Origin of the sequence: Halomonas qinghailakensis (genome assembly GCF_025820815.1) — a bacterium.
GTDB classification, from domain to species: Bacteria; Pseudomonadota; Gammaproteobacteria; order Pseudomonadales; family Halomonadaceae; genus Vreelandella; species Vreelandella qaidamensis.
The window spans coordinates 2,929,552-2,945,079 of sequence record NZ_CP096973.1 but is presented as its reverse complement, the minus strand read 5'-3'; the positions used below and the strand labels follow the sequence as shown (position 1 = coordinate 2,945,079).

The window sequence follows — 15,528 nt, the reverse complement described above, 5'->3', positions numbered from 1 at the left end:
TTATGACTTTATTGATAATGCAATTTTCGGGTAATTAAACGCTTTATACGTCAGGCGATTATAACTACCGGCGCCCAAAAAGGGCGATTAATTGGCGTTTCTGGAAGGTAAAGGTCCTCAGGTGCTGAGGCAGCACGGTGCCATGCTTCGCTGGCCTTTCGATAATCGGCTCGAACCCCTGAAAACTGAGTTACCAAATGCGTGCTGGACTGCATGGTTAACGCCGTAGGTACCACTCGGCCAAACGCAAGCGGCACACCAGGTAGCACTTCACCTAGGCTCTGGGGGCCAAAAGCGGCTTGAATTCGGTAATGGTACTCAGTATCCGCTTCCACACGGACTCTATCCCAGTAACCCAACGTTTCAAAGACCTTGCGCCGAAACATCAACGATGACGTATTTCGATATATCCAGCCTTGTTCCATTCGCCATGAAGTAAAGACAAGGTCAGACGTACAGCGTACCCAGTAGGAGTTACAGGCCACCCACTCAGGATGCTGCTGTAACCCACGCCACTGGATTTCCAGTTTCTGCGGGTGCGACCAATCATCGCTGTCGTGTACGGTAATGCACTCCCCTTTAGCTTCCGCAAGCCCACGGTTACGGGCTGCATAAGCCCCTAGATTTTCTGGCTGACGTAGCAACCGAAAGCCTGGCGTTTGGGCCGCAAACGCTTCTGCCACTGCTACCGTGTTATCAGTAGATGCATCATCTACCACGATCACTTCCAGCGCACCTGCAAAGCGGCGCCGCAGAGTTTGTGCTGCCAGGCTTCTTAAGGCGGTTAACACCCCATCACCGGCATTAAATACCGGCACAATGACCGAGACGAGAGGTACGCGTCCTGACACTGTTGCACTTTTTGTCGCACTTTCTATTGAACATTGGCGCTGAACAGGCCCGCCTGCGTCATTTCTATGTGTCCGTACTGAATCTAGGTTATCAATACTTAACGGCTGCTGCCTATTGCGCAACGCCACAGGCACAAGCCCTGCTGCCAGCCAGACATTATTCAACCATGCAAGACGCTGCGCCTGTAACGTCGCTTGAACGTGCCCCGCAACCCCTGCCGACTGCTCAGCAGTCGCCTGGAGAAGGTTAGATACCGCCAGGAACGTATCTTTATAGTCAGGCACTTGGGCACGCAGCTGAGCTATCTTTCGCCAGGCCAGGGAAAACGCCCCGCTACGCGTGTCAGCTTCTATTTCCAACAGTGCTGGCCCTGAATGATTCGGTAAGCATGTGTCATCCATTGGCCTACATGCCAATACCCGCGACGCTTCCGTCCACTCCTGTTTCCAAGCATACCAACGGCCAAGAGCGAATCCTGCGAAAGACGCTTCCAGTGGGTTGGCATGTTCAAGCAAATGGTGCAATGCCTGCACACATTCAGCGGCATCATCGGTTTGTTGCCAAAGCGCACCATCCCACTCAAGCGCTTTCAATGGACACGGCAGACGCCCTTCTTTGACGCCGTGATGCATGTAGTGATCATAAGGATCAACGCCAGCTGCTGCTACATCAGGGTATTGCTGGCAGTACCAAGTACTGTCAAACCACACAGGAAGGCCATCTACTGACATCGTGTTGTTTTCACCTCAACGCATCAGCAATATGATCAGCACACCACTGAGCAAGCTGAGCGTCGTTGGCTTCCACCATCACACGGATGAGTGGCTCAGTGCCGGATTTACGCAGCAGCACACGGCCATTGGTAGCAAGCTTATCTTCTGCTTCAGTCAGGGCTTGCTGAACCGCTGCACTTTCAAGCGGGTCTTCATCGTGACTGGCTTTAAAGCGAACGTTCACCAATATTTGGGGTAGCTTATTCATACCTTGCTTCGCCATATGCAGCGTGGTGCCTTGGTTTAACAGCGATGTGAGTACGCGTAGCGATGCAATTACCGCATCCCCTGTGGAAGCATGATCCAGGCTTAGCAAGTGGCCAGAGCCTTCACCACCTAAGCGCCAGCCGGTGCTTTTAAGCTGTTCCATCACGTAGCGGTCGCCTACGTTTGCACGCACAAACGGGATATCAATCGCAGCTAACGCCTGCTCCAGCCCCAAGTTACTCATCTGGGTGCCAACAACGCCCCCCGTATAACCTGCTGCTTTGGCATCTTTTGCCAGCAGGAACAGCAGCTCATCACCATCTACCACCGCCCCTGTATGGTCCACCATCATCAGGCGGTCGGCGTCGCCATCTAGCGCAATCCCAAGGTTCGCTTCGTGTTCTAACACCGCCGTACATAGGCTGCGCATAGCTGTCGCGCCGCAACCTGCATTAATATTCATACCATTGGGCTGGTCATGAATACTGATAACGTTTGCACCTAGCTCTTTATACACTGCAGGGGCAACCTTATAGCCAGCGCCATTGGCACTATCCACCACGATCTTCAAGCCACTTAGGCTTAACGTGCTGGGCAATACCGCTTTACAGTATTCAATATAGCGGCCAGCGGCATCTTCAATACGCCGCGCTTTGCCTAACGCTTCTGAACTGACGCACTCCATCCCGCCTTCCAGGGCAATACGCAATTTGCTTTCAATTTCCTGCTCTTGAACGTCAGTTAGCTTATAGCCCCCCTGCCCAAAGATCTTAATGCCGTTGTCGTCAAAGGGGTTATGAGATGCACTAATCACCACCCCAGCGTCGGCACGGAAGGTTGAGGTAAGATACGCCACCGCAGGTGTCGGCAACGGCCCCACCAAGGCAACATTAACGCCTGCTGCCGAAAAGCCAGCCTCTAAAGCAGACTCCAGCATATAGCCACTGGCACGGGTGTCTTTGCCAATCAATACTTCTTTAATACCTTCCGCCCCAAGAACCTTACCAGCCGCCCAGCCCAGTTTCATCGCAAAGCTAGGGGTCATGGGGAATTCGCCAACACGGCCACGCACGCCATCGGTGCCAAAATATTTACGCATAAAATCAAACCATTAAAAATATTGTGAAATGCGGGACAGGTTTAGAGATGTTTTCAAACCTCGCCCTGCCCGGATGCCTACCACACCGTCATTCCCGAGCGGGGTTATCGGGAATCCATTTTGACCTTGCCTGCAGGGGCACGAATGCCTAAACCACACTGGATTCCCGCTAAAGGCATCCGGGAATGACAGAACAGTGGCAATGCCCCCTTCATTTCCGAAGGCCCCGCCACACTGTCATTCCCGAGCCCCCACCAACCCGTCATTCCCGAGTGGGGTTATCGGGAATCCATTTTGACCTTGCCTGCAGGGGCACGAATGCCTAAACCACACTGGATTCCCGCTAAGAGCATGCGGGAATGACAGAACGGTAAGAATGCCCCACCCTTCACTCCACCGTGACGCTTTTCGCTAAGTTACGCGGCTTATCCACATCGGTGCCTTTCACCAGCGCTACGTGGTAAGAAAGTAACTGCAGCGCCACCACGTGTAATACGGGCGACAGCAAACCATAGTGCTCTGGCATCACTAGCACATTCACACCGTCACTCGGTTTCACGGCACTGTCACCATCCGCAAACACATACAGCTGGCCGCCACGGGCGCTGACTTCCTGCATATTGGCTTTGAGCTTTTCGAGCAGCTCATCATTAGGTGCCACCACCACCACCGGCATATCTGCATCCACCAGCGCTAACGGCCCATGCTTTAGCTCCCCTGCGGGGTAGGCTTCTGCATGAATATAGGAAATTTCTTTTAGCTTCAGCGCACCTTCCAACGCAATGGGGAAGTGGCGGCCACGGCCTAAGAACAGCGCATGATGCTTATTGGCAAAATGCTGCGCCCACGCCTTAATGCTTGGCTCTAGCGCCAGTACTTTTTCAACCGCAATGGGCAAGTGGCGTAGTTCATCCAGATAGGCTTTTTCATCAGCGTCATTTAACCGCTGTTTCGCTTTTGCCAACAACAGCGTGAGCAAAAACAGCGCACTCAGCTGAGTGGTAAACGCTTTGGTAGACGCCACGCCAATTTCCGGGCCAGCACGGGTAATAAAGCGCAGAAGGGTTTCACGCACAATGGCAGATTCAGGCACGTTACAAATCGCCAGCGTATGGGCATGCCCCATAGACTTCGCGTGCTGCAACGCAGCCAGCGTATCCGCGGTTTCACCAGACTGGGAAATGACCACCACCAACTGGTTAGGATTCGCCACGCTAACGCGGTACCGGTATTCACTGGCAATTTCCACATTGCACGGTATGCCCGCGACTTGCTCAATCCAGTACTTAGCCGTCATGCCCGCATAGCTAGAAGTACCACACGCCAGGATCAGCACGGAATCCACCTGCTCAAAAACAGCGTGCGCCTCAGCACCAAAAATACCTGGCTGCAGCTGACCTGCACCGCTGAGCATTTCAAGGGTATTACCCAGCGCCTGGGGCTGCTCAAACATCTCTTTTTGCATGTAGTGATTAAACTCACCCAGCTCTACCGCATTCGCAGACAGGCTAGAGGTAATCACGTCTCGCTGGGCTGGCTGACCCAGGGCGTCTACCAGGGTGATCGATTCACGGGTTAACCGCGCCACATCGCCGTTTTCCAGGTACATCATTTGCTGGGTGACGGACAGTAGCGCCGAGGCATCGGAAGCAGCGTAGTGGCCGTCGTCTGCAATGCCGAGCATTAACGGTGAGCCTTCACGGGCCACTACCAAACAGTCCGGTTCTTCTTCACTCACCACCGCCAGCGCAAACGCACCTTGCAAATGCGCCACGGCGCACTGCACGGCAGAGAATAAATTTTCCGCTGGCTCACCAATCTGGCCCTTAAAGCAGGCTTGAATAAGGTGGGCGATGGTTTCGGTGTCGGTGTCTGAGGTGAACGCATACCCCAGGCCCTGAAGCTGTTCACGCAGGGTTTCGTAGTTTTCGATGATGCCGTTGTGTACCACCGCCAAGCCACTGGAAATATGCGGGTGGGCATTACGCTCCGCAGGCACGCCATGGGTCGCCCAACGGGTATGGGCAATACCCACATTACCCACAACACCCTGCTCTGCAACGCGAGCTTCCAGCTCCGCGACACGGCCTTTTGCACGGGCACGCACCAGCGCACCAGAAGCATTTAGCACCGCTAACCCGGCCGAGTCATAACCGCGGTATTCAAGTACCTTCAAGCCCGAAAGCAAAAAGGGCGTACATTCCATTGCGCCCACGGCGCCGACGATTCCACACATAATCGTTCCTATATTTGATAATAAATAAGTTCAAAGTATTCATGAACGACAACAAAAATTGAATAGCTTAGCAACAAGAACACTTTCGTGTAGCAACTAGCATTTCTAGATAAAAATTCACCTTAGAAAATAGCCAACCATTTTATAAAACCACTATGATTACAATTATGCCCTTAGGGATATTTTCTATACTTAATCAAGAGACTAAATTTAGCTTTGGAGAAGAAAAAAGCCTGTCACGAGGAGCCTCTGGCATAAACAAGTCCTGTGGAGTTTGCGCGCTAGCATGCCAAGCTTTAGCGGAAAGCATGTAGTCACGGCGTAGACCTTTCTCGTGGGTTACTAAGTGCAATGGCCCAATTTGGCTGAGCGAACCTTCTTGATGACGACAAAAAGATAATGGAACACCTTTCAATACCTCACCGTAAGCTGCTTCTCCATAAGCAGCTATTATTCGATGGATATACTCAGTATCAGCAGTGCATCGCACTCTATCCCAATAACCTAGTGCCTCATAAACCTCGTGCTTAAACATCAATGATGACGTATTACGATATATCCAACCTTCATGCGGGGCATTAGGCAAACGCCAACGTCCAAAGCGCAGGTCCGTGGTACACCTCACCATATCGCTGGTATTGGCTACCCAAGCTGGGTTATCTTCAAAAGCAGCTACCTGGCATGCAACCTTATCAGGATGAGACCAGTCATCCGCATCGTGCACGGTGATATAAGCACCGGTGGCATGTTTCAAGCCGTAGTTTCTTGCTATGTAAGCACCTTGATTACGGGATAGACAAAGTAACTGGAACCTGGCATCTTGAGCGACAAACTGCTCAGCAATCGAGCGCGTTGCATCGGTAGAGGCATCATCAACAATCAGCACTTCCAGGCTAGAAAACGACTGCGCCGCCAGGCTTTTTAGCGCCGTTGCTAAGAACCGTTCAGCGTTAAATACAGGGACAATCACCGAAACAACAGGCACATCGAGGTCGTCGGTTTTTTGTGCATTACGGTCCGCTGCGTTAATTGTATCTAAGCTTAGTGAATTTTGCAGGCTGCCTGTACTTGGCGGCAAACTGCCAGCATCCACTTCAATCAATGACAAGCCGTTGCGCGCGAATAGCTCGTTAATCATATCGATTCGCTGTTGATCGAGTGCCAACGCTTGTTTGGTAGCGGCATCGCCTGGGGTTAAAGCCGCTAATTGCGAAAGGTATATATTAGAAAATGCCAGATAAGCATCAAAATAATCAGGGAAGCTCTTTTTCAACGCTAAAGCCTGTTGTTCAGCCTGAGCTAACTCGCCGATTCTGGATAGCGCCTCACCGTAGAGTAATTGAATAACAGGCCACTGCACGTTAGGCACTGGCTGTTGATAATATAAGTGAAGCCAATGGGCGCAGTAGTGCCAATCTTCCTGCCAAGAAAACCAGCGTGCCAATGTCCAGGAGGCAGTGCGTACGTGCTCTTGCTGGTTGCTGTTAGTGAAAGAAACCAGCGCAGCCAAGCAATCGGCGATATGCTCGCGCCGCCATAACTGTTGTGTGTAGTCTTGCACTGTTATTGCGTGACCAAGTCTACCTTCTTCTTTGCCAAAGGTAACAAAGTGGGTGAACGGGCTAACACCAGCGTCAATGACATCGGGATAACTTTCGCCGTAGAAAAGCGGATCGAACATGGGACAAGGTTTTCGGCCCAGGCGTTCACCATAACGCAGGTAATGGTGTAGCGGTTGCATCCCCGTTTTTTGCACATCCGGGTAACTCTTGCAGTACCAGGAGGCATCAAAAAAAGCCTCAAGATTGGCTGACATATCGCTCCCTGATCATGTTAGTAACATTGGCTGACAGCAGGCCACAATAGGGGTATCTCGATCACAACGAAACAACAGCATTTTCAAGAGGTCTGGCGATCTTCCGGTAATGAAAAATCAAGACCAAGGTGCCACTCGTCATAATCAGAATATGTGTTTGTGTCAACACTGGCTGCTACTGGAAGTGTACTTGCTGACACCTCTTGCTTTGCACGTTTCAAACAAGCCAAGCCCTTTTCCAGCGGGATAAACTCAAGGTCAAAACCATAGAGTTCTGCCCAGCGTTCACAAACGTCTATTTCATCCTGACGGTTGGCATCATCCATCCAGACTTCGGCACCTGCAGACATGCGGCCATGTAAAGCAGGAACAGCAGGATAGCGTGCGTATTTGCAAGTGCCGCCTGGCGGGCCATCCACAACAAGTAACTCAATCTGTTGGATACCCTCGAAATCACGAAGATACCAGCGGGATTTTTTTTCAGCATCGACAGGGTTCAAATGATCATGTTGCCAATCAACCAACTCACCGACGCGAAGGTCCACCCAGCCAGTCAGGTTTTCATCAACCAATGTTTGCCATGTTTGGTTACCATACTTTTCAAGATGCTCAAAACTGAACAGCTTACCCTGATTGTTTTGACGTAGTGCGTCTGCAATCACCAGTGTGCTAGCCCCACTCCCCGTCTCAACAATAACCTTTGGCTTGTGTTTGGTGATCCAGCGGTGCAGGAGTAATAAAAAATCAGGAGAGACTGGCCAGCCACGTAAAGGTGGCAGATTGCCTTGCAGCTTTAATGAACGCTGAAGCCAGAAGAAGCTCTCAAGCTGTGTGTATATCTGGTCAACTTGATGTTTAATATTTTTTTCTTGCAGATTGTTTAATTTTCTGACTTGGTTTGCAACCTGCTTGACTAGCTCTTCCTGTATATTGTGATCCACTGGTACCCCCTTTAAAGTTATTGATTACATATCGGATGCGTTACGCCTTTTCGAAAATTTCTTTAAAGCAGATTCTAAGTCTCCCTAAGCGCCAATAGCGCTCCACAACTGTGGCAAATCTTCAATTATAATTCCTAAAGTAACTGTCAGCTGATGAGTTTTTTCCTCAAGAAATAAAGCAATATTTTGATTAACTGTGTCGCAGTAACACAGGAAAAAATCAATCTTGGGGACAGTAGCTTTTTTTGAAACCAGACATAATGATAGACGAACGGTAAGCCGCCATGACCCCACGATCAAAACGCTTAAGGAAAGACTCAGCAACCGCTAAGCGGTCTCGTTTCAAGTGTACATAAAAAGCATCATCACCACACTTGGAGTGGAGCCGACCCAACATCCACGAAAGACGGTTATCGACTTCAATATGCCTTTTAGGATAATTTAAGCGAGAGCTACCGACAAGATGAGATAAGCTTTCATGGCCTGATGTATAGTTCTTAACATAGTTAAATGATTTGGCTAACGAAACTGAACCACATCTTCCTGTGCATAAAACAAAAAACATTATTAAACATCTGTAAGCGCCTGACTGCCGATTAAGCTGAAAGAGGGGCTGGGTCGGTCTCTCTGAACCCAGAAAAAAGGCACGAAAACGAGCGTAATAAACAGGCTGCTTAAACGCAGCTATTTGGACAACTGGGTTGAAAATCACACAACCTTGAGCTTGATCGACTTGGATGCTGGCATGTTCTTCAACACTGAGTTCGATGTAAATCATGAGGCAACACCTTAGCGAAATATTCAGGTGTCGCACTCAGTTTCTGCGTCAAAGTTTAAAAAATAAATTAATATATATTTGAATATTCAAGAACTTTCAATGCTTTTTTAAATTCACTGGACTCACATATTTCATCTAAAAAGTTTCTAGGCAAAAGTTCTTTATACTTTTCGTCAATTTTCCAATCTCCAAGACATAATGCCTTATCATAATATTTTGACCTCGAATCGACAGTAAAAAATTGGTCATTTTTTTTCTTCATCAAATTAACTGGAGCGCGATTACCACCTAAGGAATGACAACGATAAGAGGAAAAATTTTCAACATCAATTTTTCTATCACAAACACCTAAGTAATTCATCAAATCATCAAAAATTTTCATTTTCTCCAAATGAGCAAGATCAGTTTTAAAATAAAAAAATTCAGCATATTCAGATTTTATATCACTATAAGTACGGCAAAGCTTATCTAAATACAACTTAGAATAATCCAAATAATAACTTGGCTCTTCAGACAAGATGCTTTTAAATGCAGCATAACTTGAAACATTTATATTAATTTTCTTCCTCACATTGTATAACTGACTTGCTAGCATTCTTACTGGATGTTTGACACAAACAATTTTTGCAAAAGCGTTAGTTCCTTTATAATCACTAATTAGCTTAGAGGAGTCAACAAAAAATTCAACATCGGGGTAGCTTTCACTAAAACACTGATAAACTTTCTTTAAATCATTAACATTATTAATTTTATTAAAAAAATCAGAGCTCCAGTAATGACAACTTTCCCCACAAAAATCACATACAGGAAAAGAAAAGCCATTATTTTTTCTATAACTATAAAGTACCCGCTTAACCTCAGAAGCAAAAAAGAAACCTGGGACTGTATTAAGTGCGTAACCTAAAACAGTAGACCCACAGTAAGAAGGACCTATTATTTGGACAACATTCATGAAAACACCATTGAATTAAATAAAAAATTAAACAGAATCAGTATAAATAGAATCAAAAAGAAACTCTACAGAAGTTTTATTGATATCATTATTCACAACAAACTGTAATATTTTTAATAAAATATTTTTGGGTGGTGGAGTATGCCTTTTTTCTATATTAGTTACAAACAAAAAGAGCCAGTCGTTAACCCAACCGATAAACTCATCCTCAATCTCTAACAACCCTTGTTTACTTAAGAAAGGGTTTAATTGCTCTTTAACATGATGATCTGTTAAATTCTGCCAGTAAATTACTTTATTTTTTGTATGTTCATTATAAACATTTGAAATATCTAAGTTAATCCCATTAATTTCATTTGTTGGAGATGCATCATACGCCAACTCGAAAGTTTCTTTGGTCACTTCTTTTACATGGTAATTTAAAACATCAATTTGTGGATTCCATACGATTGAAATACTATCTGGGAAATGGTGTGCAGCTTGCATAGAGGCAAAACCACCTCCGGAACCACCAAAAAAAATAAGCTTTTCTATATTAAATTTTTGGACGACAATATCAATCAACCTCTTGACCGCCTCTTGCCCATTGGATTTTTTTGTACCCAAATACCAACCAAGCTTTATATTTTTATCATATGCAAAAGAGGGGTCACTAATAAATAAAATATTCGATTCAATAGATTTTGAAAATTCTCTTCCAAGAAAGAATGGTCCCTCTTTACCCCAATCTTGATTAACTTTTGCACCACCTAGCATAACAACTAACTTTTTATGCCTAGCCTTTTTCAAATGAAGCTCAATATCTAAAGAAGTATCCTTTAACGCTATTGAGCACGAACATGATTCATACTTTAAATTTTCAGCAAACATATCTAGCGAATCATAATATTTAAGGGTATATTTAAAACGATCTATAACCCTTAGGCCTGGATGCTTGATATTAGTCATTTTTTATCTCTAATTAATCAAATCTATCAATCAAATTATAGCCAAGGATTACCGCTAGACAGTAGCAATCTGGTACTGCTAGCTAAATCTTGATCATTAAAATGCTCTTCGTGAATACCATGACGCATTTTTTTATTAGACTGAAGCCATCTTTCTTTTCTTGGTATTGTGTACATTGGTATTCTTTTTTGCTTCATTAAAACTGCTAATGACTCATCATTGGCATTTTCGTGTCCTTCCAGATAATTCATCTGATCATAAAGCTCTTTTCGAAAATCCTTAATTAAACTAGAATGAAACGCTAATGTTCCAGTTCCTAACATGTGAACTTTAGTCAATTTATCAACCTTATGAGAAAAGTTGAATTTTTCTTTTATATATGATTTTACATCACCACTCCCATTAGTTATTTCTTCATGAAAATTTACTGCATGAACACCAATAAAGGCTTTTCTTTTTAATTTCTCAATCCATGAAATCATATTTTTTATATAATCAGGTGGATAAAGAATGTCATCATCTAAAATAAATATGTAACCTTCTTTTTTTAACCACCTAAATTTACCACTTGCTTTAGGCTGGCCGTCATAATCCAATATATAATGTAAAGCATTAGAAGTATCTTTCTCAAAGAGAAGATCATTTATTACTTTAGGTGGCTTTTCATATCTATTCAGATAAACACAAAAATTGTCAACTTGATGAAACACAGAGTCAATTAGATCTTTTAAACAATTTTCTCTAGGAGGGTATGTTGCTAACGAGGCATGAACTACAGTGTCACCTTCTATCAATTCACGTGGTGTCGAATTAGAAAACAACTTTTCTGTCTCTAAAGAGATACTGTCAGCATCAGGAGATTCGACTTTTATACTAACAGAATTATGAAGCGCAGCATTTATTGTAAAAGCAGTACCCTCGCCCGAAAAACCTCTATAAAGTATCTTTTTATTTGACAAAAGACTTTCAACTTGCAACTCTTTTTTTTGCCCCGAAGCGGCAGAGTCGCATTTTATTAGAACTCTATATGTGCCTTCATCAGGAAATATCAAATTAGAGACAAATTTATCTTCATTTAGGTTTTTTACCAAGTCAAAACTATTTTTGGATGATTCTAAAACATAGCAATTTTTATTTATAATGTTTTCACGAATTGATTCTAGTCCCCAGCACTCAGTTCCTAGTTCGTGCAGAGCAGCAGTATGGGATGAAGCCTTTTCTTTAACTAATTTTTCCCAAATAGATGATGTATCGCCTTTAATTTCTTTACTTAAGTCAGTCAGCCATGATGGGGGTCTAGCAACACACTGAACAGGAATATTATTACGTCTGCATACTTTAGCAAGGGAAATATCCACCATATGTGGATAAACATCTTCTTTTAAAAACTTACCATGCAACAGACTTGCTTTAAAAGCAGATGTACCTGACCCAATTACATCTACATATTCATCATGATCTAACGCCTTCTTAAAATGATAAAGAACTCTATCTTCTTTGTAGTTATTAAATTTTCTCTGGAGTAGAGTGCCATGTACTCCAATAACACTCAGGAAATTATTTTCTTCAAGTTTCTTAGAAAGGCAATGTACATAATCAGGTGGATATTTTATATCGTCGTCAAATGTAAAGTATAATGCTTTATCGATATAATCATCTATTTCTCCAGAGAACAATGGTAAAAATTTCCCTCCAGCACCTAAGCCAGGAAATTTTTCTGTAGATAGTATCCTTACTTTCTTGTGCTCTAAAACACATATAGGAAGGCTATCTTGTGGACCATATTTATCAGGGTAAATATAGAGCTTATCTACTTGATTAATAATAGACTCAAAGGATTTTTTTAAGACATCAACTCTAGAAGGGATTGTACACATGCAGCCAATTATAGTTAAATCATTTACATTAGATACTTTTAGCTTATTGGGAAGACGATAAGGGCTTCTTAACATTGGAAAGTCAAAACTTTCTTTGCAACCTTCTAAATTATTAAAAAACCTTTGCTGAACGTCAAAATGCGATAAGTACCTTTTTCTTGGATATGACAATGATTTAGACTTATCTTGTACCGAATGATTTATTTCATTATGAGTTAATGAACCTGTCATTTGTGCCGCATAATAAGTGGGACACTGCAAGTGACTCATCACTTCCTTACTGATAAACTTTTTTAGCCTTAGTGCAAACTCTACATCACCAGCTCTACTTGTTAAATCAAAGTAACCAATTTTTTCAAAAATTTCTTTCTTAATAAAACTGGTAATAAAACCATAATGCTCAAGCTTTCCGTGTGTTTTAATTTCTTTGCCTGAACTTGGATTAAAACGTATATAATTTGACGTCACAACAGACTTAATATCTGCAGCTTTTTTTCTATGAAGCTCTATGCGTAAATGATGAGAAAAATCATCAGAATCGTTAAAGGTTATAAAATTTCCTTGTGCAGCTTTAACCCCATACGATCTAGCGAAATAAGTACCCATATTTACATTTAATCTATAAAGCTTTATCCTATCGTCATTTTTGCTTAGCTTTAAAACTTCTTCTGCGGTCGAATCGTCACTTGCATCATCAACTACAATTATTTCAATATTTTCATAGCTTTGGTTAGTCAATGAAAGCAATGTCTCCTTTATATACTTTGCACAGTTTCTTGCAGGCATAATTATTGAAACAAGGTCATTAAAAATAACACCCTCATCTACTAGTTGATTTTTAAGCTCCTCTGTAACATTTAAATACAGCTCTGTTTTCAAAAAATCTTTATATGTTATTACTTCACACTTTTCTTCTTGTATATTTTTTAGTTTATAAGAACGCCCTAAGCATTTACCATATTTAACATAATGATCGAAAGGCTCCATATCTGATTTCATAACATCAGGGTATTTTTCAACATAGTATAAACTATCAAATGTATTTTTATCCATCTCAAACCTTTAATTATAAATAAAACTTTTAGTAGAATTTACATATAAAATCATAGACTACGAAGCTGCTAAAAAAATCAAAAAATTATAATCTAACCACATCAGAGTCTTTATCTGAAAGAATATTTTTCATATCTAATAATGTGCAACCATTTTTCCCAAATTTGTACACATCATCTCCAAGCTGCTTAAAACTCTCATGTGCCACAGCCAAAATTATTGCATCATACTCTAGCTCAGATATATTTTTTATTAAGTTTAATCCATATTCAAGAACAACCTCTTCGGGATCTGCATATGGATCATAAATATCAACTGTCATACCATAGTTTTTTAACTCAGTTATAAGATCTATAACTTTAGTGTTTCGAATATCTGGGCAGTTTTCTTTAAACGTCATACCCATAACCAGTACTTTTGCTCCCTTTATTAACTGACCTTTATGAATCATGGCCTTTATCAATTTGGAGGCGACAAAGCGAGCCATGCCATCGTTGATTTCACGCGCTTTGCGGATCATATCGGGAATGTGCCCCACCGACATAGATTTGTGTACCAAATAGTATGGGTCCACCCCAATGCAGTGGCCACCGACCAACCCTGGTTGCAGTTTAATAAAGTTCCACTTTGTCGCTGCGGCTTCAATCACATCGTGGGTATCTATCCCCAAGAGGCTAAAGATCATGGAAAGCTCGTTGATAAGCGCTATGTTGACATCGCGCTGAGTGTTTTCAATGATCTTAGAAGCTTCCGCTACTTTAATGCTGCTGGCCTTGTGGGTGCCTGCTTCAATAATGGTGCCGTACAGTTGATCTACAAAATCGGCGATGTCTGGCGTAGAACCAGAGGTGACTTTCATGATTTTGGTCACCGGTCGTTCTTTGTCACCTGGGTTGATGCGTTCCGGGCTGTAGCCTGCATAGAAATCCTGGTTGAACACAAGGCCTGAGACCTTTTCAACCACCGGTATGCACTCTTCTTCTGTTGCCCCTGGGTAAACTGTGGATTCGTAAATCACCACGTCGCCTTTGTTGACAACACGCCCCAGCATTTCAGATGCTTTGACGAGAGGTGTTAAGTCGGGTTGGCGATGGTCATCGATAGGTGTTGGAACCGTCACAATCAGGACGTTTGCCGCTTTTAGATCATCTTCATTACAGCTGAAGGTAAGATTGGGGGCGGCAGCCAGCTCGGCTTCACTCACTTCACGCGTGTTATCCTTACCTTGTTTTAACTCTTCAATACGGCCCGTTTTGATATCAAAACCAAGGGTTGGGAAGTACTTGCTGAACGCGACTGCCAAAGGTAACCCAACGTAACCTAAGCCTAAAATAGCAATTTTGGTGTTTTCCATTTGCATGGTGCTTCGTTCTCCTGAATAAGTTTGCAATGCGTTAAATTATATTAGTGCTGATAAGTTAGGCAGAAACAGCGCTATCTTTTTCTTCTAACATACGGGTAAGAATGGCTAGCTCTTCAAAGCGCTCGTTGATGTTGGCGTCTTTTTCACGTAGCTGACGTTCCATATCGCGCATTTGATCTTGTAATTTTTTAACTTCTTTACTTTCAAATAGCATTTGAAACGGAGGTACCTGTTTTCCCTCTGCTATTTGCAAATATTTTTCACATAAAACGATATTTGCGTGAAAAATTGATTCACCGTAATGATTTGCTGCTTTTTGATATAGCTCTTTAGACGCCGCGTAATCACCTTGACGAAAAGCATCATGGGCGCGTTTAACGAGATCTTTTTCCATGGTCGGCTCGTGGTTAAGTTTTAAGTTGATATTCGCTACTACTCATGTTTTGTTTACCCAGTGCCCCTACTTCCGTCATTGCCGACAAAAACACTCATGTCACTCCCATGCGGGGTTATCGGGATTCCACCTTGCTCTTATCCGCAGAGGCCGGGGTACTAACAACAAACTGGGTTCCCGCTAAGGGCATGCGGGAATGACAAGAAGGTGGCATGCGGATATAACGGTTCTAAATTCTG

Annotated in this window: 11 protein-coding genes; all 11 read right to left on the bottom strand. The window is 43.5% G+C overall.

What is annotated here, in order from left to right:
• Positions 1–50: 50 nt before the first annotated feature.
• The 11 genes from M0220_RS13540 to M0220_RS13490 all read right to left on the bottom strand — a co-directional run bounded on the left by M0220_RS13540 (position 51) and on the right by M0220_RS13490 (position 15,289).
• The gene (locus tag M0220_RS13540) at positions 51–1,583 is read right to left on the bottom strand and encodes a glycosyltransferase family 2 protein (protein WP_264017922.1); all 1,533 of its coding nucleotides are present in this window, start codon (positions 1,581–1,583) and stop codon (positions 51–53) included.
• A gap of 10 nt (positions 1,584–1,593) precedes the next feature.
• A complete protein-coding gene (glmM, locus tag M0220_RS13535) occupies positions 1,594–2,931 on the bottom strand; it encodes a phosphoglucosamine mutase (protein ID WP_264017921.1) in 1,338 nt (445 codons plus the stop codon).
• A 388-nt stretch (positions 2,932–3,319) separates the two neighbouring features.
• Positions 3,320–5,167, bottom strand: a complete 1,848-nt coding sequence (glmS, locus tag M0220_RS13530) for a glutamine--fructose-6-phosphate transaminase (isomerizing) (RefSeq protein ID WP_264017920.1) — start codon at positions 5,165–5,167, stop codon at positions 3,320–3,322.
• 196 nt (positions 5,168–5,363) lie between these two features.
• On the bottom strand, positions 5,364–6,983 hold the full coding sequence (locus M0220_RS13525; RefSeq protein WP_264017919.1) for a glycosyltransferase family 2 protein: 1,620 nt from the start codon (positions 6,981–6,983) through the stop codon (positions 5,364–5,366).
• A gap of 83 nt (positions 6,984–7,066) precedes the next feature.
• On the bottom strand, positions 7,067–7,924 hold the full coding sequence (locus M0220_RS13520; protein ID WP_264017918.1) for a class I SAM-dependent methyltransferase: 858 nt from the start codon (positions 7,922–7,924) through the stop codon (positions 7,067–7,069).
• A 220-nt stretch (positions 7,925–8,144) separates the two neighbouring features.
• Positions 8,145–8,702, bottom strand: coding sequence for a hypothetical protein (locus M0220_RS13515; RefSeq protein WP_264017917.1), 558 nt, complete (start codon positions 8,700–8,702; stop codon positions 8,145–8,147).
• A gap of 67 nt (positions 8,703–8,769) precedes the next feature.
• Positions 8,770–9,654, bottom strand: a complete 885-nt coding sequence (locus M0220_RS13510) for a hypothetical protein (protein WP_264017916.1) — start codon at positions 9,652–9,654, stop codon at positions 8,770–8,772.
• Positions 9,655–9,681: 27 nt separating this feature from the next.
• On the bottom strand, positions 9,682–10,602 hold the full coding sequence (locus tag M0220_RS13505) for a hypothetical protein (protein ID WP_264017915.1): 921 nt from the start codon (positions 10,600–10,602) through the stop codon (positions 9,682–9,684).
• Between the two features lie 35 nt (positions 10,603–10,637).
• Entirely contained in the window at positions 10,638–13,532 is a 2,895-nt protein-coding gene (locus tag M0220_RS13500; protein WP_264017914.1) for a glycosyltransferase family 2 protein, read from the bottom strand.
• Between the two features lie 85 nt (positions 13,533–13,617).
• Positions 13,618–14,892, bottom strand: coding sequence for a nucleotide sugar dehydrogenase (locus tag M0220_RS13495; RefSeq protein WP_264017913.1), 1,275 nt, complete (start codon positions 14,890–14,892; stop codon positions 13,618–13,620).
• Between the two features lie 58 nt (positions 14,893–14,950).
• The gene (locus M0220_RS13490; protein ID WP_264017912.1) at positions 14,951–15,289 is read right to left on the bottom strand and encodes a hypothetical protein; all 339 of its coding nucleotides are present in this window, start codon (positions 15,287–15,289) and stop codon (positions 14,951–14,953) included.
• Positions 15,290–15,528 lie beyond the last annotated feature (239 nt).